Raw genomic sequence first — 23,502 nt, 5'->3', positions numbered from 1 at the left:
GATTCCCCTTATTATTTATATCATTGAGTCGGTTATTCTCTGGATGATATTCTTATCTTCAAGGATGTTGTCGAAGTATCTTGCTTTCCCGGGGTCTCCTTCAGCGGTCACTTTCCTTATCATTGATTTTCTTTTTTTTATAAGCCCGGCCTCTGCTTCATCTTTTACCGGCTGAGCCTCCTTCCACAAATCGAGCCATTTAATTAGACGCTTCATGCTGAGGTTAATAAAAGGAGCTGAATCAGGTTCCGGACAAAGACCTTTGATGAAATAGGGGGATCTCATTGTCCTTGACCAGAAAAAATCGCTTTCAAGCGGTTTAACCTGTGCAAGTTTCAGGAACTCATCATAGGTTTCTTTAAGAGGAGAGTAATACTTTTCAAGATAGTTGTAATTCACTATGGGGTCTTTGGTCCCGTAAAAATCAACATCCATGTTGATTCCACGCGGCGTTGAGGAAAGATTACAGGCAAAAATCGGAAGGTCATAGTTGTCGGCAGGAATTATGCTTACACCGTTTATCTCGACTCCGGTCATCAGATATCTGCCATAGGCGATCTTTTCTATCTTTTCCGATTTGAAATGCTGAACTGCTCCTTCAATGACTATCTCTCCCTTTTTCCCTTTTGCCTTGAAATCCTTAAGGTCAGGGAAAGGATTTATTTCTTCAAGCTTTATATTTTTTGCTATCTCGTCCCAAAGTTCCCCAAGATAGTTTTTCATAAATTAATACTTTCTTTCCTTTGGCTGAAATTTCGTTATGCAAACGTCTTTGTATTCAATTTTAATTTCCGAATCGGACTTATATGCGAGGGTGTGCTTTAGCCATTTAGCATCATCACGATTAGGATAGTCATCGCGACAATGTGCCCCGCGGCTTTCAGTCCTGTTAAGGGCGCCCGTCGCAATCACATCTGCGATATCGAGCATGAAACCCAGCTCTATCGCGTCCTGCAGATCTGTATTGTATGTTGTTCCCTTGTCAGCAATTGAAATATTTGTATATCTTTCCTTCAGTTCTTTAATATGTCCGCAAACCTTTGTGAGTCCTTTATCTTCCCTGTAAACCGAGCACTTGTCCATCATTTCTTCCTGCATGGATTTTCTGATTTCAGGGACCTTTTCTTTTCCTTTGCTGTTAATGATTCCACTGATCTTTTCCTTTGTCTTTTCCATTGGATTTTGTGGAAGAGGCTCAAATTCAGCAGACCTTAAAAACTCATTAATCGATTTGCCGGCGCGTCTGCCAAATACAATTGTATCGAGAAGTGAGTTTGTGCCTAACCTGTTTGCTCCATGCACTGATACGCATGCAACTTCCCCTGCCGCATAGAATCCTGTAACAGGAACTTTCTGGCTCCCTATTATTACCCTGCCATCGTTGTCAGTGGGGATTCCTCCCATAGCATAATGAGTCGTGGGCTGGATTGGTATGGGCGACTCGGCAACATCTATCCCGAGATAGATCCTGCTGAAATCAGATATATCGGGAAGCTTTAGGTCAATCTCTTTTCGTCCGAGGTGGCGAAGGTCAAGATAGACATAGTCTTTCCCGTCGATTCCACGTCCTTCTTTTATTTCTGTCATGATGGATCTTGAAACAAGGTCGCGGGGTCCAAGGTCTTTCATAGTCGGAGCATATTTTTCCATGAATCTCTCGCCAGCGTTATTGCGGAGTATTCCTCCCTCGCCGCGTGCACCTTCGCTTATGAGTATGCCGAGTTTGTAAAGTCCTGTGGGATGAAACTGCACGAATTCCATATCCTCGAGCGGAAGACCGGAGTTGTATGCTATGGCATATCCGTCCGCTGTTGAGGCGTAACCGTTTGTAGTCGTTTTAAAGATTTTACCATAGCCGCCTGTTGCAAAAAGCACTGCTTTGGAATGTATCACAGAAAGCTCGCCGGTCTTTATATCTATGCCGACAATGCCGCAGCAGACATTATTTTCTATAAGAAGGTCAAGCATCAGGAACTCTGAATAAAATTTGACGTTCTTTTTTATACATTGCTCATAAAGGGCGTGAAGCATGACAAAGCCTGTCCTGTCTGCCGCATAACAGCATCGTTTTACAGGACCCTCACCGAAGTTCCTCGTATGTCCGCCTATCTGGCGCTGGGCAATCTTCCCTTCCTTTGTCCTGCTGAATGGTACACCCATGTGCTCCATCTCATAGATTGCCCGCGGAGCATCATAAGCCATTATCTCGATGGCATCCTGATCGCCTAAATAATCGCTTCCTTTCACCGTATCAAAAGCGTGCCATTCAGGATAATCCGGCTCTAAGTTTCCTAATGCTGCCCCTATGCCGCCTTGAGCTGCTGTTGAATGCGATCGCGGTGGAAACACTTTGGATACAACCGCGATATCAGTTTTTCCTGAAAGCTCAACTGCCGCCCTTGCGCCTGCAAGCCCTGCTCCGACTATTACTACATCATGTTCTATAATCATTACAAAATTACCTCCCTATGTCTGTGCGAGTGGCAATTCAAATTTACAGCCACAGGCAGGCATGCAATATGACAAGGGCGAGCCTCGATATGAACTGCAAGAGCTGTAATTTTACCACCATATCCTTGCGGTCCTATACCTGTATTATTTATTTTTTCAAGCATTTCTTTTTCTAAAGCTGCAAGGTCAGGGTCAGGGCTCGGAGTGCCCACCTTCCTTAACAGCGATTTTTTAGCCAGAATCGGGGCAAGCTCGAAGGTTCCGCCTATGCCCACACCTACGATTATCGGGGGGCAGGGGTTTGCACCGGCTTTTATTACAGTATCCAGAATCAATGATTTTATCCCTTCAATGCCATCGGCAGGAGTAAGCATTCTCACTGTACTCATCATATCTCCGCCGCCCCCCTTTGTCATGAGTGAGAGTTTAAGAGAATCTCCGGGTACAATAGTTGAATAGATTACGGCAGGGGTATTGTCTCCGGTATTTTTCCTTCTAAGAGGATGTTCGACGATTGATTTTCTGAGATAGCCTTCGGTATATCCCTGCCTTACTCCTTCGTTTATTGCCTCTTCAAAGCTTCCACCCTCGATGTGGACTTCCTGCCCGATGTCGGCAAAGCAGATTGCAACTCCTGTGTCCTGACATAGCGGCATGGATTGGGTGCGTGCAATTTCAGCATTTTCTTTGATGTGCTCCAGCACTGCTTTTCCCATCGGTGATTCTTCTTTTCCGACAGCTTCTTCGATGACTCTTAGAACGTCTTCTCCAAGTTCGAAGTTTGACTCCATGCACATCCGCTTTATCGCAGCGGTTATATCTGATACTTTTATTTTTTTCATGTTTCTGTATATGCCCGTATATTTTAGAGAAACTTACTCTGTTATCGCATCAACCGGACACATGGCTATGCAGGCAAGACAGTCTATGCAGGCATCTCCATCAACAGCAGCCTTTTCGTAGAGCTCAAGTGCACCCTGCGCGCAGGCAGATATGCAGCATCCGCAGGCTATACATAATTCCTTATTTATCTTTATTGCCATGAATTTTTCCTTAGAAAGAATCTTTAAGCGTTACGGAAGTCCGTTTCTCTATTTTCGCAAAAAGCTCGGGTTTTTCCTTTTTTATCCTGTCCTTATGCTCAAGGAATGCATTCCACATAAGTTTGGGAGTCTTGTACTGGCTGTAAGTACCCTCTAATTCCTTTTTTTCAGCGAGAGCGAAGAGATAATCCAGTTCTTCATCAGTGTATGTCGGGATAAGAGCGTAACCCTGTGCGACCTGCAGGAAATCATCGCCGTTAAACTCGAATGATTTCAGCCACCACTTTGTGTATTCTTCAAAACCATTTTTTCCGTCAAACTCTTGAGATAGAGCTTCTATCCCCTTGTAACCGCACATTAGGGCGCCCTGTGTTTCGACTTCAACATAAGCTCCCGTGTCGCCAATGGCGAGGAAATTGCCCTTGTACGGTTTTTTCATTCCTGTAAAAGCCTTGGCTGAGCATCCTGTTGCACGCACAACCTTCGCCTTTTCGAAATTCTTTGCAAGTCTTCCTTTTGTCGAGAAATCTTCATAGATAAGCGGCGGCAGTTTACTTTTTCCTCCCATTGCCACAAGTTCAACTATCCCTTCATCAAGGGTAATCCCCATGAGGACTGCTGCATTGGAATAGTAACTTCTTCCGAAATGCCCGACCCATGTGGATTCCGGGTGGTTCTGATAACCTTCGATTTCGAATATCATGGCAAAGCCTGTGGTGAAATATGTCCTGCCTTCATTTAACCCTATGGCTTCGGAAATCCTGGAGTTGACACCATCAGCGATGATTGCCTTCTTTGCCGTGATCTTTTCATGTTTCTTTTTTCTTACAGTTTCAATTTCAACGCCGCTGCCTGTATCTTTGGCATTGTATGCGACTGTTTCATTCATAAGGGTGACACCCTTTTTGCCGCATTCTTCCCATAAACTTTTAAGCAGGAACCCTTTGTCAAACCTGTAGGAGATTGGTTTGCCGGTTTTTCTGTTTGAGAAGGTAAGTTCATGTCCTGAGGGGGACCTGTAGACCTTGTGGTAGACCGGTTTTACGCTTCCTTTGTATTCAACATCGAAGCCTGTTAAAGGGAACATCATCTTGCCGTCCCTGTAATCAGCACGTTCCCCCATGTAAGGGTCATCGAGGATGAAGTTCATGCAGCAGCAGCGGGTGATCACGCCAACATTTTTTCTCTTTTCGATTACAACAGCTTTGAACCCCTTTTCTGCCGCCCTTTTGGCAGCCATAAGACCGGCAGGACCTGCGCCGATTATCGCCACATCGTATGTCATTTTGCCTCCCTTGACTGTGCTGCCTGTTTTTCCCTCCAGTCTCCGCAGTAGAAATTGTAGGCATTGTCCCAGAAGAGCATCTTCTTGAACTGGGCAGAGAGCGGGAGAAGTTTTATAAATTCAAGGGCTGTGCTGTAAATCGGTAAAATCAGTGGGGCATCTGTTCCGAACCACACCTTGTGGGGAGCGAACGTCTCAAGGAACCTTATGTGCTCGAGATCCATGAAGTATCTGAACTGCATGAGCGTCGGATGCGGTACGGTTATATCAGTGTAAACATTGGGATGTCTTATGACATTCCATACTGCCTGTCTCGGGTTGTTCATTAGACCGCAGTGAAGCTGGACTATTCTTAGCTCCGGGAAATCTACGGCAACATCATCGATAAAGACCGGGTCCTGGTACTTTGCCCTTGTTCCAGGTATCTCCTCCTGTCCGGTGTGAATCTCAACATGGAGCCCCAGCTCTACGCATTTTTCATACACTGGGTAGCATCTTTGAACATCATTGGGATACCCTGCGGATGGAGTATGTATCTTTACCCCCTTGAAACCAAGCTCCTTTGCCTTGTAGCAAGTTTCCATTCTTTCCTGTAAGCTCGCCTTCACATTTATTCCTGCAGTGGCTACAAATCTGTCTGGGTATTTATCGAGGAATTCTTCTTTTATATATTCCATTGGCACATGCCAGCGTTCGTTGTAAGGCGGGTCTGTAATGGTGTCCATCCCCATGAGCAGTGCCTTTGCAACACCATTGGCATCCATCAGCTTTATCCATGTCTCGACGCTAAATTCAGGGATGTCGTCTACTGATTTAATAGGCTTGGTTGGATTGGGGTCGCCTAACGCCATTCTCAGTGCCATCTGGGTCTGGGATGTGACTCCCTCCTTTGCCATCCAGAGACGCAGGCAGCCGGGTCTTTTTTCTATCCCTTTTTTCTCAAATCCCGGATGAATGTGGCTGTCAAATATCTTCATGCAAGTCTCCCTTCAGAAATTCTGTTCAATATTATTTTAAGTTTATTTCTTATTCTGTTAATTTGTATTATCCTTCTTATTAACAGGGGAATAATTATTGTCAATAAAAATTCGAACAATTATCAATAATGTCCGGATATGTTCTTTCAATAAATCGCGCTTGACTTGTTAGTCAAATTGGCAATATTCTGCGCTGAATTGTATTGACTCACCCTAAGAATGCGAAACGAATGAAGAAACATGACAGATAACACATTAGCTGTATTTGAAAACTATAATATTCGCCGTCATTATGATGAAACGACAGAGACCTGGTATTTTTCGGTCATTGATATAATAGCGGCACTGATTCAACAATCGAATCATCAGACTGCCCGGAAATATTGGAATAAACTTAAGGAACGGCTTAAAAAAGAGGGTAGTGAGTCGGTGACAAACTGTCACCAACTGAAATTACCCGCTGCCGATGGTAAAAAATATCTTACTGATGTTGCTGATCCTGAAACGCTTCTTCGTCTTATCCAGTCCGTTCCCAGCCCCAAGGCAGAGCCGATCAAACTCTGGCTGGCAAAAGTCGGATATGAAAGGCTTCAGGATATGAGCGATCCTGCCCGTTCTCTTGACCGCGCCCGTGAATACTGGCAACAACACGGCAGAAGTGAAAAGTGGATTCAACAACGGATGATGGGACAGGAAACTCGCAATAAGTTAACCGACTATTGGAAAGAACATGAAGTCACCAAGGAAGAGGAATATGCGTTTCTTACCAATATTATTCATCAGGAATGGGCAGGCGTATCTGTGAAGAAACATAAAGATATAAAAGGACTTAAAACGCAGAATCTTAGAGATCATATGACTGAAGCTGAACTTATTTTTACTGCTCTTGCTGAACTTTCCACAAGACAGATTGCTGAAAGCGTACAATCCACCGGTGTGATTGAGAATGCCCGGGCAGGCAAAAAGGGCGGAAAGATTGCAAAGAATGCCAGATTTGAACTGGAAGAAAAAACAGGGAAAAGAGTTGTTACAGGAGAAAACTTTCTACCACCTTCTAAACACCGTAAGAAGATCAAGTAGTAGGGAGACAATAAAGAATGAAACTAAAATTGGATTCCGTGCTCGATTACCAGCTTAAGGCAATAAAAAGCGTAACAGATCTTTTTTCACATGACTATCATATATGGCAAGAAATTGTGTTTAGCATCTTATGAGGATTCAATCTAAATTTTTGTGGCTAATTGGGTAATTAGAGAATGACTGATAAAGATAAGCGTTATAAATATGCGTTCCGTGCCATTAAAAGCTCACAATTGTGGCGTGCGTTAGAAAAATTTAAAAAGCACTATCTTGATACTAAGAATCCAGACTTCTTGGTAATCCCTTATATCCTGACCTGTGCTGCATATCTTGAATCAAAACTTAACGATTCATTCCATGACACAGAGAAACAATATGGCAATGATTTTTCTTATGCAATGATGTCATTGTCGCTGCCGAATAAACTTAAAGTTCTCGTTCCAGTATTAACAAACGGTAAATTCGTGATTAACAAAGAACATTTCGTATATCAGAGACTGATTTCTCTTATTAGGGTGCGCAATACCATTGCACATGCAAAATCAGAATTAAAAGAAATCACTGCAAATGAAGATGAGGTGGTAAATGAACCCATTATGAATTCGGGTATACATAAAATACCAAAGCACTTTTTAAATGATACTAATGACATCACACTGGGTGCATCAAAAACATTTACGCCTCTGGAGTATCACGAGGCACTGGATAAATTTAAAAAATGGTTCTTCCTTCGTTATCCAGACAAATTGAGTGAAGTTCCAATGTTAATCGAGCGTTCAAAAATTCCTCAGTGGGAGGAGCAAACAAGAACATTTGTTAAGTATATGGATTGAACCAATGTTTATATACGAAGCACACAACCATTTCAAAGAAAAATAACTTCTTCGCTGTAAATAATGAGGAGTTCAATATGTCAAAAGTAACTATAGACCGTGAGAACTGCATAAGCTGCGGCATGTGCTATGGAAGCTGTCCGGAATTCTTTGAAGAAGGGGAAGACGAGGGGAGAAGCCAGATCGTAGCAAAATACAGGATAGGGAACAACCCGGCCGAAGGAGAGGCTCCAAAGGAGCTTGAAGAAAAAGTCCAGATAGCCGCCGACAATTGCCCTGCGTCGGTTATTCAGGTTGAATAGTGTATTGCATAAACTAAAGAGGAGCAGCTTGTTCTTTAGAGCTATTCTGTTTATTATCACCTTGAATTTTTTTAAAATCCCTAATATTCAATCAATAGCATAGTTAATTATTTTTTATTCTTGATTTTATCCTGATGAAGAGGAGATGAAAAATGAAAGATCAGACCGCACTAGAGATGGGAGAAGGTATTTACGGTGTAGGAGTAAAAGATTGGGATCTTAAGATTTTTGATGCCCTCATATCACTTCCCTATGGCACATCTTACAATTCATACCTTGTGAAAGGCAAACAGAAGACTGCTCTGATTGACACTGTAAAACCTGTTTTCGGGGAGGAGATGATTGAAAAAATCAAACAGGTGGCAGACCCTTCTGATATCGACTATCTCGTAATGAACCATGCCGAGCCAGATCATGCAGGCTCGATTCCAGCCATTTTAGAAATGAGCAAAAAGGCTGTCCTCATCACATCCGAGAAAGGCGCCGGAATGGCGAAGCTTTATTACAATGTTCCTGAGGACAGGATTAGAAAGGTAAAGGAAGGGGATAGCATTGACCTTGGCGGTAGGACATTGAGGTTCATAGATGCCCCCTGGCTCCACTGGCCTGAAACCATGTTTACCTATCTTGTGGAAGACAAAGTCCTGTTTCCCTGTGATTTTTTTGGAGGCCACACCGCAGCTGGCTCCTATGATGAAGATGTTGATGAAATAGTAAGCTATGCAAAACGGTATTACGGGGAAATAATGATGCCATACAGGATGATGGGAAAAAAAGCGATGGATAAAGTAAAGGCACTTGATATCAGAATGATCGCGCCAAGCCACGGCCCTGTGTACAAAAATCCTGCAAAAATCATGGAGCCTTACAGCAAATGGACATCAGGAGAGACGAAAAAAAAGGCTCTTCTTGTTTTTGTCAGCATGTGGGGTTCGACTGCAAAAATGATAAAGACAATGGCTGAAACTCTTGTTTCAGAGGGAGTGGAAGTAATTCAACACGACCTTACTACCGCTGATACCGGGGATATTGCCAAAGACCTTGTTGATTCACGTGCAATAGTACTTGGAGCTCCAACAGTGCTGGGCGGTATGCATCCACTTGCAATATACGGAGCAAGCCTTGTAAAAGCGCTGAGGCCTCCCGTTAAATATGGCGCTTTTGTCGGCTCTTACGGATGGGGAAGTTGTGCAGGCAAAGAGGCGGTTGAGATCTTAAAGCCCGCAAAGATAGAAATCGTTGGCGCCCTTGAGGTCAATGGTCCTCCAACTGCGGCAGATTTAAGCAAGGTAGTGGAGATAGGCAGACAACTTGCCGCCAAGATAAACAGCGAAGCGTAAACCTGATTATTTCAGGTCTTATGCTTGACTTTTCCCTCTACTCCTAAGACCCAGGGGATTATGGCGAGAAGGCAGACACCTACTATCATAAAAGGCGATTGAGGACCGAGCATATCCATGGCAATGCCGTCAATTGAGAAAAATATTCCTGCTCCTATCTGACCGACCGTGTTTAATCCTCCGAGGAGCGTACCTGTAAGATGTTTTGGCGCAAGGTCTGCCGCAAGGGTCTGGCTTGAAATTAACATACCTGCCTGGGAAATGAAAAAAGCTATCATGGGAATAAGGATTGCTGGTCCGATTGGGTTCTTTATAAATCCAAATGATAATAGGGCAAGTCCGCCCAATGCAAAAGAGATTGAGAGAGTCTTGAACCTTCCGAGCTTGTCGCACATTATGGCGAATATGGGGAATCCCACAAATGCTGACATGCCAGCTATACCTATGTACATTCCGACTTTTCCCTGGGCAACTTCTGCAGGTACATTAAGATTTTTAGCCTCGTTCACCGCCCATACGAATATGAAGGTCCCAACCGTTATTATAGCAGCCATTACTAAAAATCTTGCTGCGTAGCACATTATCATTTGCGGCGATTCTTTAAGTGCTGTTATAACATCGCTCACTTTTGCCGTGTGCTTTTCATGACTTCTTATGCGGTCAACAAGATAGAGGCGGGTGAAAATCAGCGTCAAGACAGATAATGCGGCTACAGCAAAAAAAGAATTGCGAAGCCCTATGAGCCTTGGCATATTGGCAAATATTCCCATTGCTCCCAGCATGCCAAATCCTGTAAATATGCCGTTTAGAGACATCCCCTTTGCGCGGTTAGCCTCGTCAGTGTAATCAGCGGTTATTATGATGTAAGTTCCCCATGTGCCTGCAACAGATGCTACGATGGCAAAACGTCCGGCATAGGCAAGAAAAAGCGGGTTTATTCCAAGAAGGTTTGCAACATCATAAGAATAATAAAAAAGTGCATAAAAGATCGCTGCAAAAAACAGGCCGATGGAAACTACAAACTTCCTTCCCTTTTTGTCAGATAAGTTTCCGAAAAAAGTGAGGAACACGATGGCAGCTACTTCTGCAACGGTCATCATTGTGCCGCTTATGGTGCCGAAAGTTTCGTCGCTTATTTTAAGGACATCTTTGAGATAACTGTGCTGAATGCCATTTATGCTGTTGGTGACGATCCCACCGAGTGCGGTGCAGATGAATAATGTAACCAGATTGACTTTCTTCAGATCATCCGGCACCTCTACCCCCATGAACTTCTTTTTTGCTGCACTATTCATGTATTCTCCCTGTAATTATATTCCTTCGCGTCAGACGAAAACTAATTTGCTTCTGCTATACGTTCATCTATGAATTCATCAAGCCAGGGCTGGCTCCAGATCATGTCTTCGCAGAAGGCAAAGCCTGCGACCTTGACTCCGGGGATCAATGACATTTTTCTGATCTGGTCCTGGAATTCTTCTACGGTTTTTGGTTCAACCATTATGGCGCCGGAGCTTTTGCTTCCGGTGGCGCAGAAGGGTTTGCCGACCTTTGATATCTCGGCTGCCCTTTCTTTGAAAGTCGTTCCAATAAATTCGAAATGTATTTCTGTGAATGTCCATTTATTATTGTTGGGCGGCTCTATGCTGAATGAAAGAGGGATTGCCTTGATCCGTTCGATCTTTTCTTTTATCAATTCCGGCTTTTCGTTAAGTTCTTTTCCTATTTCTTCCGGAGTTTTAAGAGCTCCACCCCTTAGGCTCTTAACTATGCGCCACTCAAGCTTTGAAAGCTCAAGCTTGGTTGTCGGAAAATTTACTATTGCCCATTCCTTTACCTCCTGTACTTCCTTCCATGATTTTATCCTGCTTATTTCTTCGAAAAGTTCGGTTTGCCCTTTTGCAAAGAACCCTATGAACAAATCACCCGGAACTCTTCCAAGATATTTTTCTGTTTCATGGTGGCGTTTAAGACGTTTTGGCATTTCAACCCTGAACTTATCGATGTCAATTTCAGGCTGAAGATTTATAAGCGCATATGCCATGATCCACTCCGGTCCCATTATGGTAGTAAGCCTGACTATGACGTTATCAAGTCTCATATCATTCCTCTCGTGGTTTTTATAAATTGGTTTTATAAAATGCTTAAGGGAATACGAATCCCGGCTGCATTATATTCTCAGGGTCGAGCTTTTCGTTTATCTTCTTTGCCACATCATAATAAGGGCCTATGACGCGCGGAAGTCCTTCGCGGGGCGCCCTGTTGAATCCCATTATTATAAGCCCTCTCTGTGCCCCGTATCTTGGAAGAGCTGAGCCGATTCTTTTTACTACTTCCTGCCATCTCGGGTCTCCCGGGTGGCTGTCTATGCCGTGTTCTGTAAAGTAATAATGACCGCCTTCATATGGATAAGCTATGATTGATCTCCATGTCTCACCATTGCCGAAGTCAGGATCGCTGTATTCCGGATCATCAAGCACCGCCTGCGTATAAGCCTTGTACAAATCCGGTATCCTGTCAGGAGTTGCAAATCCTGCGGCGACCCAGTTGGCGCCTCTTGAACCCCAGTATTTCATGGAATAATCCGAGTAGAAGCTTCCGGACATTCCTGCATGTGATTCAACGAATGTCTGGTAGGGCTTGAACTTGTCGGTTATTATTTTGCCTCCTGTTTTTTCAGCAATCTTTCTTATGAGATTTTCTTCATACCCGATGCGCCTCGTTGTCCCTTCCATGGAAAGGATCAACTGGAATTCCGGATTTACCCTTATCATCCGCTCTATGGCTTCGCGCGTATCAGTTGCATAGGAAGTATATTTGTTGCCGCCGTAAAGGTTTATCCCCTTGCAGACTTCAAGACGTGAAAGTTCAAGGAATGCCGCTGCGGCCCGGTCAATGTCATCGTATGATACCCAAAGCTCTTTGTAATGTTCCCCGCGCGGCCAGCATTTTACGGTCATTTCAGTTACTATCCCTGTCGTTCCGATGGCATGTACTGGAAGAAGCTGGAGGTCTGGTCCCGGGCCATGGGGCCAGAAATTCTTAGGGATAAATGGGTCAGCGCCTGAGCCGCATTTAAATATCGTTCCATCAGGCAAGACAAGCTTATAGCCTACGATTCCCTGCTCCTGTCTGCCCACTCTGTTTGTGACCTTAAGCCCAAGACCTACGAGGATATTAGATATAACGCTTGCCGTTGAAGGATTGCCTGGCACAGGGAGGAACATCTCTCTTTTTTGAAGTTCGCAGGAAAGACGTGCAATGCTTACATAGGGCTGGATGGTAGCAGTCATGTTCTGCTCGTCTATTTCAATCACCTTGTCCATCCTTTTCACATCCATCAATATGCCGCCCCTTGAAGGGACACATACTCCGGCAATATTAAGGCCTGTTGACTGGACTATGACAGGAAGTTTGTGAGTTCGGGCTACTGCCACGATCTTTTGTACCTCTTCGGTGGTGCCGGGAAGCACAACATAAAAGGGCGGACGCATTATGGAGGACAAATTCTCAGGGTAGAGGTTTACATCTCTTGAATAGGCATATGTGATCTCAGGGTCATTCGATGCCCACTCTTCCCCTACGATATTCTTTAATTCTAAAAGAGCTTGGCCCCTGTTTTCATCCATAAGTATATTCCCGTCTATCCTTTTACCGTCCTGTTTATAAGCTCTGCAAGATCGAGTATCTCTACCTGGTTTGCCTTTGCCTTCCCCCAGAGATTTTCTTTGCACCCGGGGCATGATGTTATAAGCAAATCTGCATTTACTGATTTAATCTCTTCCATCCGTTCCTGCGCGATCCATTGCGCATAATCAATGAAAGCTTCCTTTACACCTCCTCCCGCTCCGCAGCACCAGGCATTCTTCCTGTTGCGGGGCATTTCAACGAGCTCACTTCCGGGTATTGCCGAGAGCAATTCCCGCGGGTCTTCGTAAACGCCTTCGTGTCTTCCCAGATAGCACGGGTCATGGAAAGTGATTCTGCGTTTTCCCATTCCCTCTAAAGAAAGTTTCCCGCTTTTAAGTTGTAAAGCAAGGAACTGGCTTATATGTGTTGTCTCAAATTCCCTTTTTATCCCGAAGCTTTCAAGTATGTTGAAATTATGGAAACATTCTGCGCATGTAAAAAACACCTGACTTGCTCCTGACTCCTTTATCTTTTCCACATTGTGCTGCATGAATTCTATCGCCATCTCTTCTTTGCCGATTTCAAGGAGAGGCCTGCCGCAGCAGCGTTCATCTTCTATGAATGAGACTTTTAAGCCGAGCTTTTCTGTAAGTAATTCGTAGGCACTTTTTGCAATCTCTATCCTTCTAAATGACGACCTGCAACCTACAAAGTAAACAACATCAGCTTTTTCAATTCCTCTCCCTTTATCAGGGAGCCAGCCCAATCTGTCTTTGTTGTTGCGGTTTACCCTGTTGTAATTCTTTTCAAGGTTTTGAATTATTTTGCGGTGCTGGGGAACAATGTCTCCTCCATGTTCAACAAAATATTTTCTTAATTCCATGATTATTTTCAGAGTGTAAAGACCCTGTGTGGCTGAACACCATTCCTCGCAGGCATTACATGTCGTGCATGTGTAAAGGATATGCCGGAGCCTCTCTGTGAGCTCCTGTTTTCCTTCAATGAGGCGCCGCGTCATCTCATTTCTTCCGGATGCATAGTAGGCTTCAAACCTGAATCGTTCTCCCGGAGGACATTGTCTGCCGAACCTCTCATGCTCAGTGTCTGACGGGAAGACGTTCCTGCAATATCCGCACTTGGCGCATCGCCATAGCATTTCATAGTAGTCGCCAAGCTTATTCCTGTTAAATGGATAACAATATTCTTCAGCCATTATTTTTTCCTGTAATAATTTCCATAGCTTAGAGATTTAACTTTCCAGGATTCATTATGTTGTCCGGGTCAATCACCTTTTTAATTTCTTTTACCATTGATTTATAGCCGCCTGCTTTTGCATAAACCTGCTCAGCCCAGTTCCCATAAGGTCTTGAGAAGAAGGCGCCTATCTTTATCAGTGTACTGCTCAAAGTCTCAAAGAGTTTCTGTGTTATCATCTGTTCCTGCGGATTCGCAGAGCTATAATAGAATGAATACTGGAAATGCACCCTTGTGGGCTCAACAGGAATGAGAAGTGAACCAATATTTTTCCTGTCATAGCTGAAAGCCTGCGTCATCTGTCCCAAAATCCTTTCAAACATAGGTATCTGCATTGCCATAGTGATGAAGGGAATCACGCTGTAGCCTCCCCTTAATTTTGAAAACCCTTCATATCCCTTTGGCAGTTCTATCTCGTCAAGGATTTTTGCCGCGGCTTGACTGTCAGCAGGGAGTGAATCTATAACACTGAAATTAAGCTTCCCGGATAGTTCCAGTATGTCCTCCCTCTGGTAAGCGACTTCCTCCTTTTCCCCCCTTAACACAATTACAGCCGTTACAGGTGGAAGGTCGTTTTTAAGCTGGGTAAACTGTCCGCTTTCTTCGGAGAGAAGTCCTGCAAGATATGCCGCATCTGCGACAAAGAACTCAACAGGGTAACCGAAACGTTTTATCTCTTTTATTGCAGGGAAGCTTTCCATGAAAGAATTGAACGGGATGAAAAGTACCTTTTTTGTCTCGTGCAGAGTCTTTAGTTTCACTACCGCTTTTGTGACAATACCTAATGTCCCCTGCGCTCCGAACCATACCTTGTTAAGATAAGCTGGGTTCGTGCCAAAGGGGAAGTAGGGCTTGTCGGCTAATGGTATTGCGGCGAATCCGGTTTTTAAGATCTCACCATTTGGTAGAAGGACTTCCATTGTAAGGATAGATTCAACGCCGTATCTTGGCCATGAATAAAGCGGTTCCATGTCAACGTAACTTGATACGACTGATGAGTCGGAAGGAAGTTCGATTGGCGTCAGCACCCGAAGTTTTTTCTCCTTTGCCTTTTCCTGAAGCTGGGCAAAGGTAACGCCTGCTTCAATTATGGCGTTCCTGCTCACATCATCTATAAGGTGGATACGATTAAGCCTCCGTAAATCAATGGTGATTCCAGGAACTGACGGTATTGCACCTCCGTGTCCGTTCTTTCCTGAACTGAAGGGAGTTACCGGGAGCTTGTTCATTGCAGCCACTTTAAGGATTGCCTGTATCTCTTCTACTGTTCCCGGTTTTACCGCCATGAGCGGAGCCCTTTCAGGGATGAAGCTTATGTTTCCCCTGTAGTATGGCTCAAGTTCCTCGAGGTTCTCTGAAGCGAGAATGAGGTTGTTCTTTCCTACAATTCCCGCCAGTTGTTCTTTTATTATATCCAATACATTTCCTTTTTAGAGCTTCTCTATTTTATCCCTGAGTTCAGTGTCGAACTCATTAAGTTCCTGCATTATGACAAGTAATTCAAATATCGTTACCCAGTCTGAATGGGGAAGGCCTTCTATGTATTTAACATTGACTTCATCCATTCCTATTGTCCAAAGCCACCTGTATCTGCCAAGTATAGTGAGCTTGAATATCTCTTTAGGAATCTCAAGGCTAAGACATGGTTCGTTGATCTTCCCGCTCGCAACTTTGAATTTTCCGTTTTTAAGGGACACTGTAAGGCTTGAATCTCCATCCGCTATATTTATTCCTATAATCTCTTTTCCATCAAGATGGCTTTTCCCTCCGAAAGGGTAGCACCGCACAGCTCTTGCAATGGCTTTTTCCCCTTCGAGCCTGGCACGCCTGTAATGACCGTCAGGTGTGCCTGCAAATGTTTTAAATCCCTTAAGCCTCCGGATTAGCTCCTGATCGGAGTCTAAAGCTTTTTGAAGCTTAATGATGAAATCAGCTAACATGTGATTCTTTTATCCATACATGTATCCATACCATCACCGAGAAAATTTCACTTGATTCTACTGCTTTAAGATTTACGTCCGGCAGTTACGCGACGGACAAGATTGTTTACCCTCCGGCATGTTTCCATCTCGACCTGGTGGGGATGTTTTGTTCTTTTTGTACTTTTATATTTTTTGGTTTTCCATTCGTACATCTCGTCCGGAAAACTTTTCTTCTCAGCCATAATAACTCTCCAAATATCTGGAAAATCGCATATTCGAACAATATTAGTTATTGTCCGAATTTGGTTTAATTGTCAAATGAAAGTTTTAATCATTGTCATCAGTTGTTGGTTTAACAATTAACTGAGGTTTTATTTTTGCTGTGCTATTAGAGATATGCTAAAATCAACTTTAAGAGTGACATATTTATATTGGTTGATGTTATAATGATATAATCATCTTTTAAAAAGATTTAGAATTACTGTCTGAGTGTGTTGTGTCATCTGATTTTATTGGGTTCATTTTAGTTATTAACTGTGGAAAACCAAATGACAAAAATAAAGAAAACAACAGGCAAACAAGAAAAGGCATTGGCAAAGAAGAAAGATAAAAGATCAATCAGTGTGCCATCTGCTTCAGAAGAAGACATTGTTTCCTTACCGAAACTGGACTTTCCTATTGTAGGTATCGGTGCATCGGCTGGAGGTCTGGCGGCGTTCGAGGCTTTTTTTTCCGGCATGCCTGCCGACACCGACCCCGGCATGGCGTTTGTCATTGTTCAACATCTGTCTCCGGACCACAAGAGCATCCTCTCCGAGCTGGTGAGACGCTACACCCGGATGGAGGTCTTCGAGGTCGAGGATGGGATGGTTATAAAGCCAAACTGTACCTACATAATTCCTCCGAACCGGGATATGGTTTTACTGAACGGAACACTGCATTTGATGGAGCAGATAATGTCCCGAGGTATGCGTCTGCCCATTGACTTTTTCTTCCGGTCTCTTGCCCAGGAACTGCGAGAACGATCCATCTGCATAGTTCTTTCAGGAACTGGTAGCGACGGTACGCAGGGCGTCCGCTCAATCAAAGGCGAAGGGGGCATGGTGATGGTGCAGGTTCCTGAATCTGCCGAATATGATGGCATGCCGCAGAGCGCTATCAGAACAGGCCTTACGGATTATATCTTGCCGCCATCCGAGATGCCCGCCCGTCTTATTGCCTATGTTTCCCACGCCTTCAGTAAAAAGATTTTACCTGTTATTTCTCCTGCCTCCACGTCTGAAGATGCTCTGAAAAAGGTTTGTATTATGCTGCGCGCCAAGACAGGTCATGATTTTTCCCAGTATAAGCAGAACACCCTGGTCCGGCGCGTAGAACGCCGTATGGCCCTCTGCCACATCATGCAACTGGATGAATACGTTCGCTATTTGCAGCAAAATCAGGTGGAGGTGGAATCTCTATTTCGCGACCTGCTGATCGGAGTTACCGGCTTCTTTCGCGACCCGGAAGCATTCAAGTTCTTTGAAGAGCATATTATTCCCAAGATCTTTTCCGGCAAGCCTGCCGGCACTGTGATTCGTGTCTGGGTGCCGGGCTGCTCTACCGGCGAAGAGGCCTATTCCATCGCAATCCTGTTTCAGGAACATCTGGATACGCTAAAACAGACTTTCAAAGTGCAGCTTTTTGCCACTGACATTGACAAGCGGGCCATTGATTCGGCCCGTTCCGGCATTTTTCCCGCCAGTATTACTGCCGACATCTCACCGGAACGGCTGTCACGCTTTTTTTCTCATGAGCCGGGAAGCGAAGTCTACCGCATTTCGAAAAGCATTCGTGACATGCTGATCATTTCTGAACAGGATGTCATCAAAGACCCACCATTTTCTAAACTCGATTTGATCAGTTGCCGGAATCTGTTGATCTATATGAGTGGAGAATTGCAAAAGAAGCTTATCCCAATGTTTCACTATGCGTTGGTCCCGGGCGGCATGCTATTCCTGGGTACATCCGAAACAGTTGGAGAGTTTGCCGACCTTTTTGCCACGCTGGACCGGAAATGGAAGATCTACCAGAGCAAAGAGGACATCAAGAGCACCCACCGTGCTATGGGAAGGTTTATTCCTCCGCTGACAGAGGGCAGCAGGACTGTTCCACAGACAGAAAAAACAGTGTGGGACAAAAACAAGATATCTTTGCGAGAGCTTACTGAAAAGGTATTGCTGAATGAGTATACACCATCCAGCGTTGTTGTTGATGAGCACGGAGATATCCTGTATATACATGGCCGTACCGGCAGGTATCTGGAGCCCGCCCCCGGCAATGCAGGAATGAACATCCTGAAGATGATCCGCGAAGGCTTGCGTCGCGAGCTGACCATAGCTTTGCACAAAGCGGTTTCCCGAAAAGAGCTTGTGAGCTGTCCGGGTCTGCGAATCAAAATTGATAGTGACTTCACTACCGTTAATATTACAGTTCGTCCTATGATGGCAGGCCCTGCTGAAACAGCTCCCCTCGGGATGTTCATGGTTGCATTTGAGGAAGCGCCGCCTGTAAATCAGACCGGACCAGAGGTGACTGATTGGAAAAGTGAATCGGCAGGTCATCTTTCCATAGACAGAGACGCGCAGGTGGCGGCGCTCGAGCAGGAGCTTCTGGCCAAGGAGGAATACCTTCAGACTACCGCCGAGGAGCTTGAAACATCCAACGAAGAACTCAAATCCTCCAATGAGGAGATGCAGTCTGTGAACGAAGAGTTGCAGTCTACAAACGAGGAACTGGAAACCTCAAAGGAGGAACTGCAATCAGTCAACGAGGAACTCGCAACTGTCAACAATGAGCTGCAAATCAAAGTAGCAGACCTGTCTCAGACCAATAATGACATGAACAACCTGCTGGCCGGAACAGGTGTAGGTATAATATTTGTAGATCATCAACTCCGCATCCGGCGCTTTACTCCTGCCGTTACCCAGGTAATTAATCTGATTCAGACCGACGTGGGACGTCCGGTGGGTCATATTGTTTCCAACCTCATATGCTACGACCGTCTGTTAGAGGATACGCAAGAGGTGCTTGATACCCTGGTTTCCAAAGAGGTTGAAGTGCAGAACAAATCCCGCAATTGGTATCTCCTGCGCATCAGGCCCTATCGGACACTGGAAAATGTCATCGAAGGCGCGGTCCTCACTTTTGTTGATATTACCGAGATAGTAAAGGCGCGGGAGTCGCTGCGCCGCATGGCTGTTGTGGTAAAGGATTCTCATGACGCTGTCACATTGCAGGATCTGGATGGCAACATTCTCTCGTGGAACCCAGCGGCGGAGAAAATATATGGATGGAGCGTGTCCGAGGCGCTAACCATGAACGTCAGAGACCGGATACCTGAAAGACACAGCGCTGAAGCTTTAGCCAGAGTGCAGCAACTTACCGAGAATCATATTCTGGAGCCGATTCAAACGCAAATGCTGACAAAAGATGGACGGATCGTAGAAGTCTGGCTGACTGCCACGGCATTAGTAAATCAGACCGGAAAGGTCTATGCCATTGCGACCACCGAACGGGCTCTTATTGATAAATAATTAAGGTAGGGAGATAGTCATGGCAGATAAAGACTCCACTTCATCCCGGGATGACTATTTGCGTAAACTTGCGGAAGAAAAGGCCAGCGAAAATGAGCCTGCAAATAAAAGATTTTTATCTCCTGAAGAGACACATCGGTTGCTCCATGAGTTGCAGGTGCATCAGATCGAACTGGAGATACAGAACGAGGAGCTTCTCCGTTCGCAGGATGAGCTGAAAGCTTCCCAGGAACGATATTTCGAACTTTACGATCTAGCGCCGGTTGGCTATTTGACCATCAGTGAAGAGGGACAGATATTAGAGACAAATCTTACTGCTGCTACTATGCTTGGCACACCACGAGGCGCATTGCTCAAACAGCGGATTACCCGATTTATCCTTCCGGAAGATCAGGACATATACTATCTCCATCGCAAAAGAATTAGCGATGTGGGTGTTCAGAAAAAATGGGAGATGCGGCTGGTTTGTTCTGACGGGCACGCTTTCTGGGCTTTTCTGCAGGCGACATTGACACAGAATGGCGATTACAGGATAACGCTTATCGACATTAGCGAGCGCAAGCGGGCAGAAGATGAGCTTTGTAATCTCAATAAAGAGCTTGAGCAGCGCATTGCTAAAAGGACAAAGGAGCTTAGTGACAAGTGTGAAGAACTGGAGAATGCCAACCGGATATTTGTTGACAGGGAGTTAAGGATGATTGAGCTAAAGGAGAAGATTGCAGAGTTGGAGAAAAAGCAGATTTGATAGTATGACAACTGATAAAACAAGTGAAATTGTATTTTTTAAATCTCCATCTTTCTTGACTTTGAAGGTGTTTTAAAATAAGTTTTGTTTATGATTGATTTGCATACCCACACATTCTTCAGCGACGGTGCGTTAGTTCCATCAGAGCTTGTGCGCCGCGCAGAGGACAAAGGCTACAAGGCGATAGCGCTCACTGACCATGTTGATGCATCCAACATTGATATTGTCGTTCCCCGCATAGTCAAAGTTGCCGAGGAGCTTAACAGGCTCCAGTCAGTAAAGGTCATAGCAGGGCTTGAGCTTACGCATGTGCCTCCTGCATCAATCAAACGCCTTGCTGATGCAGCGCGTGAAATGGGGGCACAGCTTGTTGTTGTCCACGGGGAGACTCCTGTTGAACCTGTCAAAGAAGGAACAAACCTTGCAGCTATAGAGGCAGGTGTTGATGTCCTTGCCCATCCCGGATTGATAACCCGCGATGAAGTGCGTCTTGCAGTAAAAAAAGGGATACTCCTTGAAATAACCACCCGCAAAGGTCACAGTCTTGGCAATGGCATCGTTGCAAAGCTTGCGCTTGAGGAAAATGCGCTTTTGATAGTCAACACAGATACCCATGCACCGGGTGACCTTGTAACCGAAGCTTTTGCGAAAAAAGTCCTTCTTTGTGCCGGCATCCCGGAGGAGAAGACACATTCCATATTCCAGAATTCAGTCCACACTGTGCAGAAAGTGTTGTAAATTAAAACTCCCTTATGATTTTTTTATCAAAGCTCCTTCCACTGCTGTTCTATCCTCTCGGGCTTGCAATTGAACTTGTGGGAGCAGCGATAATATGTATCTACAAAAATAAAAAGAATGCAGCTTATGTCTTGTTGGGATTTTCGGTTTTTATACTTTTATTTTTTTCAAGCCAGGCGGTAGGTTTCGGGTTGGTCAAAATTCTTGAACGTCAGTATATGCCGGTTGACCCGGCGAAAGTTAAGGCTGATGCAATTGTAATATTGAGTGGTGCAACGCGTCCTAAGATGTATCCACGCAGATATGTTGAATTTAATGAGGCTTCTGAGCGCATACTTGAATCAGTGCGGCTATATAAAGCCGGTTCGGCCCCTGTCGTAGTTGCATCAGGAGGCGGGATCGATTTTATGCTTAAGGGGCAAAGGGAAGGAGATGACATGCGGGAGGCAATGATAGAACTTGGAATTCCCGCTGATGCGATTATTAATGAGAATGAATCACGAAATACACATGAGAATGCTGTTTGTGTTAAAAAATTAATGGATGAGAAAAAGCTGAGGAAGAAGATACTTCTTGTAACATCAGCTTTTCATATGCCCCGCTCTGTATCTATTTTCAGGAAGGAAGGGTTTGATGTAATACCTGCACCCGCTGATTACCTGGTCGAAGACAGCGAATATTCATGGTATTACTTTATGCCGCGCCCTGAAAATCTCATCTATTCCACCATAGCAATAAAAGAGTTTATAGGCATGGCTGTCTACAGGGCTATGGGGTGGATGTAGATCATCCCACATCTCTCTACATGTCCATTAAATGGGGGACGCAACCCTTTTTCCCAAAACTTGAATTTACCAAGTAAAAAAAGGGTTGCGTCCCCCTTTTTTCGCCGCCACTTCAACTTTCACCGCATCAGTCAGATTTGGTCCTGTGTTGCTGTCAATATCTTCGAGTTTGTAGAAGTAAGTCTTTCCCGCCTCAATATTCTTATCTTTGAACTTGTAACTTGCGCCTTTGGTTGCACTCCCTTTGGCTTTGATGAGTCTGTTATTTATTTTCACATATTTTCCATCAGCAGCTACACTGCGCAGGATGTTGAAACCGAGATTGTCGATTTCTGTTGCGGTTTGCCATTTTATGATGGCTTTCCTTCCTTTTGCCTCAGCGGCGAAGGATGTGAGGGTGATTGAGGTTGGTTCATCAGTAGTTATCTTTAATATAGGCCCTGAATAAGTTCCTGCTTCAGATGTGTCTGTAAAAGAGTACAATGGCGAATCCGCTGTGTCACAATAATAGCCACAATATCTTATGGATTCCCATAATAAAGCAAATCCTGCAATGTTGTTTGTTCCAATATTTAAAACATCTTCTTCTATGGATGATGTGACATCAATAGTGAGTTGATCTCCTGCAGAAGCTAAACCAGGAGTTGAAGGATGTCCAGGAAATGGTACCCATGAATATGAATTGTCTGGAAAGTCAAATAGCGTTCCAACAAGTGTAGCATCTGTTAATTCTCTCATTATCTTACCCGCATATGCCCAACTTGAAGATTCTACCAAATCTGTATTTGAAATAACACCATCTTCATTTTCTTCTTTTAAGTCATAAACAAATAATTCGTTATACGCTGTCGAAGGATATTGTACGGCAGGCCAGTTTGAGTTGTCTACAGTGAGTATTAATTCTGCATTGAAACTACCCGGAGATAGCTCGCTCAGAGAAGTAATATCAAACTCGATTATACCTTCTTCACATTCAACATCATTGAAACTATAACCCCTTTGTTGATGAACTGTAATATTGTCATTAGAAACTACAGTATTTCCTTCGCCAAATTTAACTGAACCTGGTGTAAATATTGAATATGTCGTATATTGTCTTGCCACTGATCCGTCTGCAATCGGAGCTAATGTGATTTCGCCTGCGCCAGAACTCGTTGTAAATAGAAAGGCGGATGCTGTGATTAAAAACAACATGGTAGAAATCAATTTTTGATTTACCATAACCCGCTCCTTATTCAATTTATATAAAAAGTTGCAGCGGCTCATAATAATTCTATCAGCTTCCCGGATTAAAGCATTGCGGGATGATGCAGGTTGACTGATTTGGGCCTGCGCCTGTGTCGCTCTTGCATACGCCAAGGACTGCCTCTTCCGGAACAAGTTTTACTTTTCTGATGGTTGGTTTTCTGTAAGCCTTCTTTACCTTATTCATTATTATATTCTCCTATTAATCCTGTTGTCATTCTTTAATAATCTGTCATGCCGGACTTGAGCCGGCATCCAGCACAGTCACTTTTGTCATCCCGCACTTGATGCGGGATCCAG

Annotated in this window: 23 protein-coding genes; 8 read left to right on the top strand and 15 right to left on the bottom strand. The window is 44.3% G+C overall.

What is annotated here, in order from left to right; all coding sequences use genetic code 11:
• Nucleotides 1–15: 15 nt before the first annotated feature.
• From HZA77_10555 to HZA77_10530, 6 genes are read right to left on the bottom strand one after another with little or no spacing between them, the layout of a single operon-like run.
• Nucleotides 16–723, bottom strand: coding sequence for a hypothetical protein (locus HZA77_10555; GenBank protein MBI5375866.1), 708 nt, complete (start codon nucleotides 721–723; stop codon nucleotides 16–18).
• Nucleotides 724–726: 3 nt separating this feature from the next.
• Nucleotides 727–2,451, bottom strand: coding sequence for a succinate dehydrogenase flavoprotein subunit (locus HZA77_10550; protein ID MBI5375865.1), 1,725 nt, complete (start codon nucleotides 2,449–2,451; stop codon nucleotides 727–729).
• The gene (locus HZA77_10545; protein ID MBI5375864.1) at nucleotides 2,451–3,293 is read right to left on the bottom strand and encodes a fumarate hydratase; all 843 of its coding nucleotides are present in this window, start codon (nucleotides 3,291–3,293) and stop codon (nucleotides 2,451–2,453) included. Before HZA77_10545 ends, HZA77_10550 begins: the two co-directional genes overlap by 1 nt.
• Nucleotides 3,294–3,326: 33 nt before the next feature.
• Entirely contained in the window at nucleotides 3,327–3,494 is a 168-nt protein-coding gene (locus HZA77_10540; GenBank protein MBI5375863.1) for a 4Fe-4S binding protein, read from the bottom strand.
• A 10-nt stretch (nucleotides 3,495–3,504) separates the two neighbouring features.
• A complete protein-coding gene (locus HZA77_10535) occupies nucleotides 3,505–4,779 on the bottom strand; it encodes an NAD(P)/FAD-dependent oxidoreductase (protein ID MBI5375862.1) in 1,275 nt (424 codons plus the stop codon).
• Nucleotides 4,776–5,756 (bottom strand): amidohydrolase, encoded by a 981-nt coding sequence (locus tag HZA77_10530; GenBank protein MBI5375861.1) that lies wholly within the window; start codon nucleotides 5,754–5,756, stop codon nucleotides 4,776–4,778. The genes HZA77_10535 and HZA77_10530 overlap by 4 nt, the downstream gene beginning before the upstream one ends.
• 240 nt (nucleotides 5,757–5,996) lie before the next feature.
• Here HZA77_10530 and HZA77_10525 point away from each other — a divergent pair, with 240 nt between their 5' ends.
• From HZA77_10525 to HZA77_10510, 4 genes are all read left to right on the top strand, one after another.
• Nucleotides 5,997–6,836 carry a hypothetical protein gene (locus HZA77_10525; protein MBI5375860.1) on the top strand — a complete coding sequence of 280 codons (840 nt, stop codon included), beginning with the start codon at nucleotides 5,997–5,999 and terminating at the stop codon, nucleotides 6,834–6,836.
• A 176-nt stretch (nucleotides 6,837–7,012) separates the two neighbouring features.
• Nucleotides 7,013–7,669 (top strand): hypothetical protein, encoded by a 657-nt coding sequence (locus HZA77_10520; GenBank protein MBI5375859.1) that lies wholly within the window; start codon nucleotides 7,013–7,015, stop codon nucleotides 7,667–7,669.
• Between the two features lie 77 nt (nucleotides 7,670–7,746).
• A complete protein-coding gene (locus HZA77_10515; protein ID MBI5375858.1) occupies nucleotides 7,747–7,971 on the top strand; it encodes a ferredoxin in 225 nt (74 codons plus the stop codon).
• 152 nt (nucleotides 7,972–8,123) lie between these two features.
• Nucleotides 8,124–9,311 (top strand): FprA family A-type flavoprotein, encoded by a 1,188-nt coding sequence (locus HZA77_10510; GenBank protein MBI5375857.1) that lies wholly within the window; start codon nucleotides 8,124–8,126, stop codon nucleotides 9,309–9,311.
• Between the two features lie 11 nt (nucleotides 9,312–9,322).
• On the opposite strand, the gene HZA77_10505 is transcribed toward HZA77_10510, so the two are convergent.
• From HZA77_10505 to HZA77_10475, 7 genes are all read right to left on the bottom strand, one after another.
• A complete protein-coding gene (locus HZA77_10505; GenBank protein ID MBI5375856.1) occupies nucleotides 9,323–10,606 on the bottom strand; it encodes an MFS transporter in 1,284 nt (427 codons plus the stop codon).
• Between the two features lie 41 nt (nucleotides 10,607–10,647).
• Nucleotides 10,648–11,409 carry a hypothetical protein gene (locus tag HZA77_10500; protein MBI5375855.1) on the bottom strand — a complete coding sequence of 254 codons (762 nt, stop codon included), beginning with the start codon at nucleotides 11,407–11,409 and terminating at the stop codon, nucleotides 10,648–10,650.
• Between the two features lie 43 nt (nucleotides 11,410–11,452).
• Nucleotides 11,453–12,937 (bottom strand): FAD-binding oxidoreductase, encoded by a 1,485-nt coding sequence (locus tag HZA77_10495; protein MBI5375854.1) that lies wholly within the window; start codon nucleotides 12,935–12,937, stop codon nucleotides 11,453–11,455.
• A 14-nt stretch (nucleotides 12,938–12,951) separates the two neighbouring features.
• Nucleotides 12,952–14,151 carry a (Fe-S)-binding protein gene (locus tag HZA77_10490; GenBank protein ID MBI5375853.1) on the bottom strand — a complete coding sequence of 400 codons (1,200 nt, stop codon included), beginning with the start codon at nucleotides 14,149–14,151 and terminating at the stop codon, nucleotides 12,952–12,954.
• A 28-nt stretch (nucleotides 14,152–14,179) separates the two neighbouring features.
• A complete protein-coding gene (locus tag HZA77_10485) occupies nucleotides 14,180–15,610 on the bottom strand; it encodes an FAD-binding oxidoreductase (protein ID MBI5375852.1) in 1,431 nt (476 codons plus the stop codon).
• A gap of 12 nt (nucleotides 15,611–15,622) precedes the next feature.
• On the bottom strand, nucleotides 15,623–16,132 hold the full coding sequence (locus HZA77_10480) for a hypothetical protein (GenBank protein MBI5375851.1): 510 nt from the start codon (nucleotides 16,130–16,132) through the stop codon (nucleotides 15,623–15,625).
• A gap of 65 nt (nucleotides 16,133–16,197) precedes the next feature.
• Nucleotides 16,198–16,356: a hypothetical protein gene (locus tag HZA77_10475; GenBank protein MBI5375850.1), complete on the bottom strand. Its 159-nt coding sequence runs from the start codon at nucleotides 16,354–16,356 to the stop codon at nucleotides 16,198–16,200.
• 306 nt (nucleotides 16,357–16,662) lie between these two features.
• Between HZA77_10475 and HZA77_10470 the strand changes: the two genes are divergently transcribed.
• From HZA77_10470 to HZA77_10455, 4 genes are all read left to right on the top strand, one after another.
• Nucleotides 16,663–19,689, top strand: coding sequence for a PAS domain-containing protein (locus HZA77_10470; GenBank protein ID MBI5375849.1), 3,027 nt, complete (start codon nucleotides 16,663–16,665; stop codon nucleotides 19,687–19,689).
• Between the two features lie 19 nt (nucleotides 19,690–19,708).
• Nucleotides 19,709–20,434 (top strand): PAS domain-containing protein, encoded by a 726-nt coding sequence (locus HZA77_10465; protein MBI5375848.1) that lies wholly within the window; start codon nucleotides 19,709–19,711, stop codon nucleotides 20,432–20,434.
• Between the two features lie 90 nt (nucleotides 20,435–20,524).
• A complete protein-coding gene (locus tag HZA77_10460; GenBank protein ID MBI5375847.1) occupies nucleotides 20,525–21,172 on the top strand; it encodes a histidinol phosphate phosphatase domain-containing protein in 648 nt (215 codons plus the stop codon).
• Between the two features lie 14 nt (nucleotides 21,173–21,186).
• The gene (locus tag HZA77_10455; GenBank protein ID MBI5375846.1) at nucleotides 21,187–21,957 is read left to right on the top strand and encodes a YdcF family protein; all 771 of its coding nucleotides are present in this window, start codon (nucleotides 21,187–21,189) and stop codon (nucleotides 21,955–21,957) included.
• 66 nt (nucleotides 21,958–22,023) lie between these two features.
• Here HZA77_10455 and HZA77_10450 read toward each other — a convergent pair whose 3' ends face one another.
• Both HZA77_10450 and HZA77_10445 read right to left on the bottom strand, forming a co-directional pair.
• Nucleotides 22,024–23,178, bottom strand: a complete 1,155-nt coding sequence (locus tag HZA77_10450) for a hypothetical protein (protein MBI5375845.1) — start codon at nucleotides 23,176–23,178, stop codon at nucleotides 22,024–22,026.
• Between the two features lie 55 nt (nucleotides 23,179–23,233).
• On the bottom strand, nucleotides 23,234–23,389 hold the full coding sequence (locus tag HZA77_10445) for a hypothetical protein (GenBank protein ID MBI5375844.1): 156 nt from the start codon (nucleotides 23,387–23,389) through the stop codon (nucleotides 23,234–23,236).
• Nucleotides 23,390–23,502: the final 113 nt, after the last annotated feature.

The organism is Candidatus Schekmanbacteria bacterium, from assembly GCA_016219965.1.
Classification (GTDB): Bacteria; Schekmanbacteria; GWA2-38-11; order GWA2-38-11; family J061; genus JACRJM01.
This window is presented reverse-complemented; position numbering and strand designations above follow the sequence as displayed.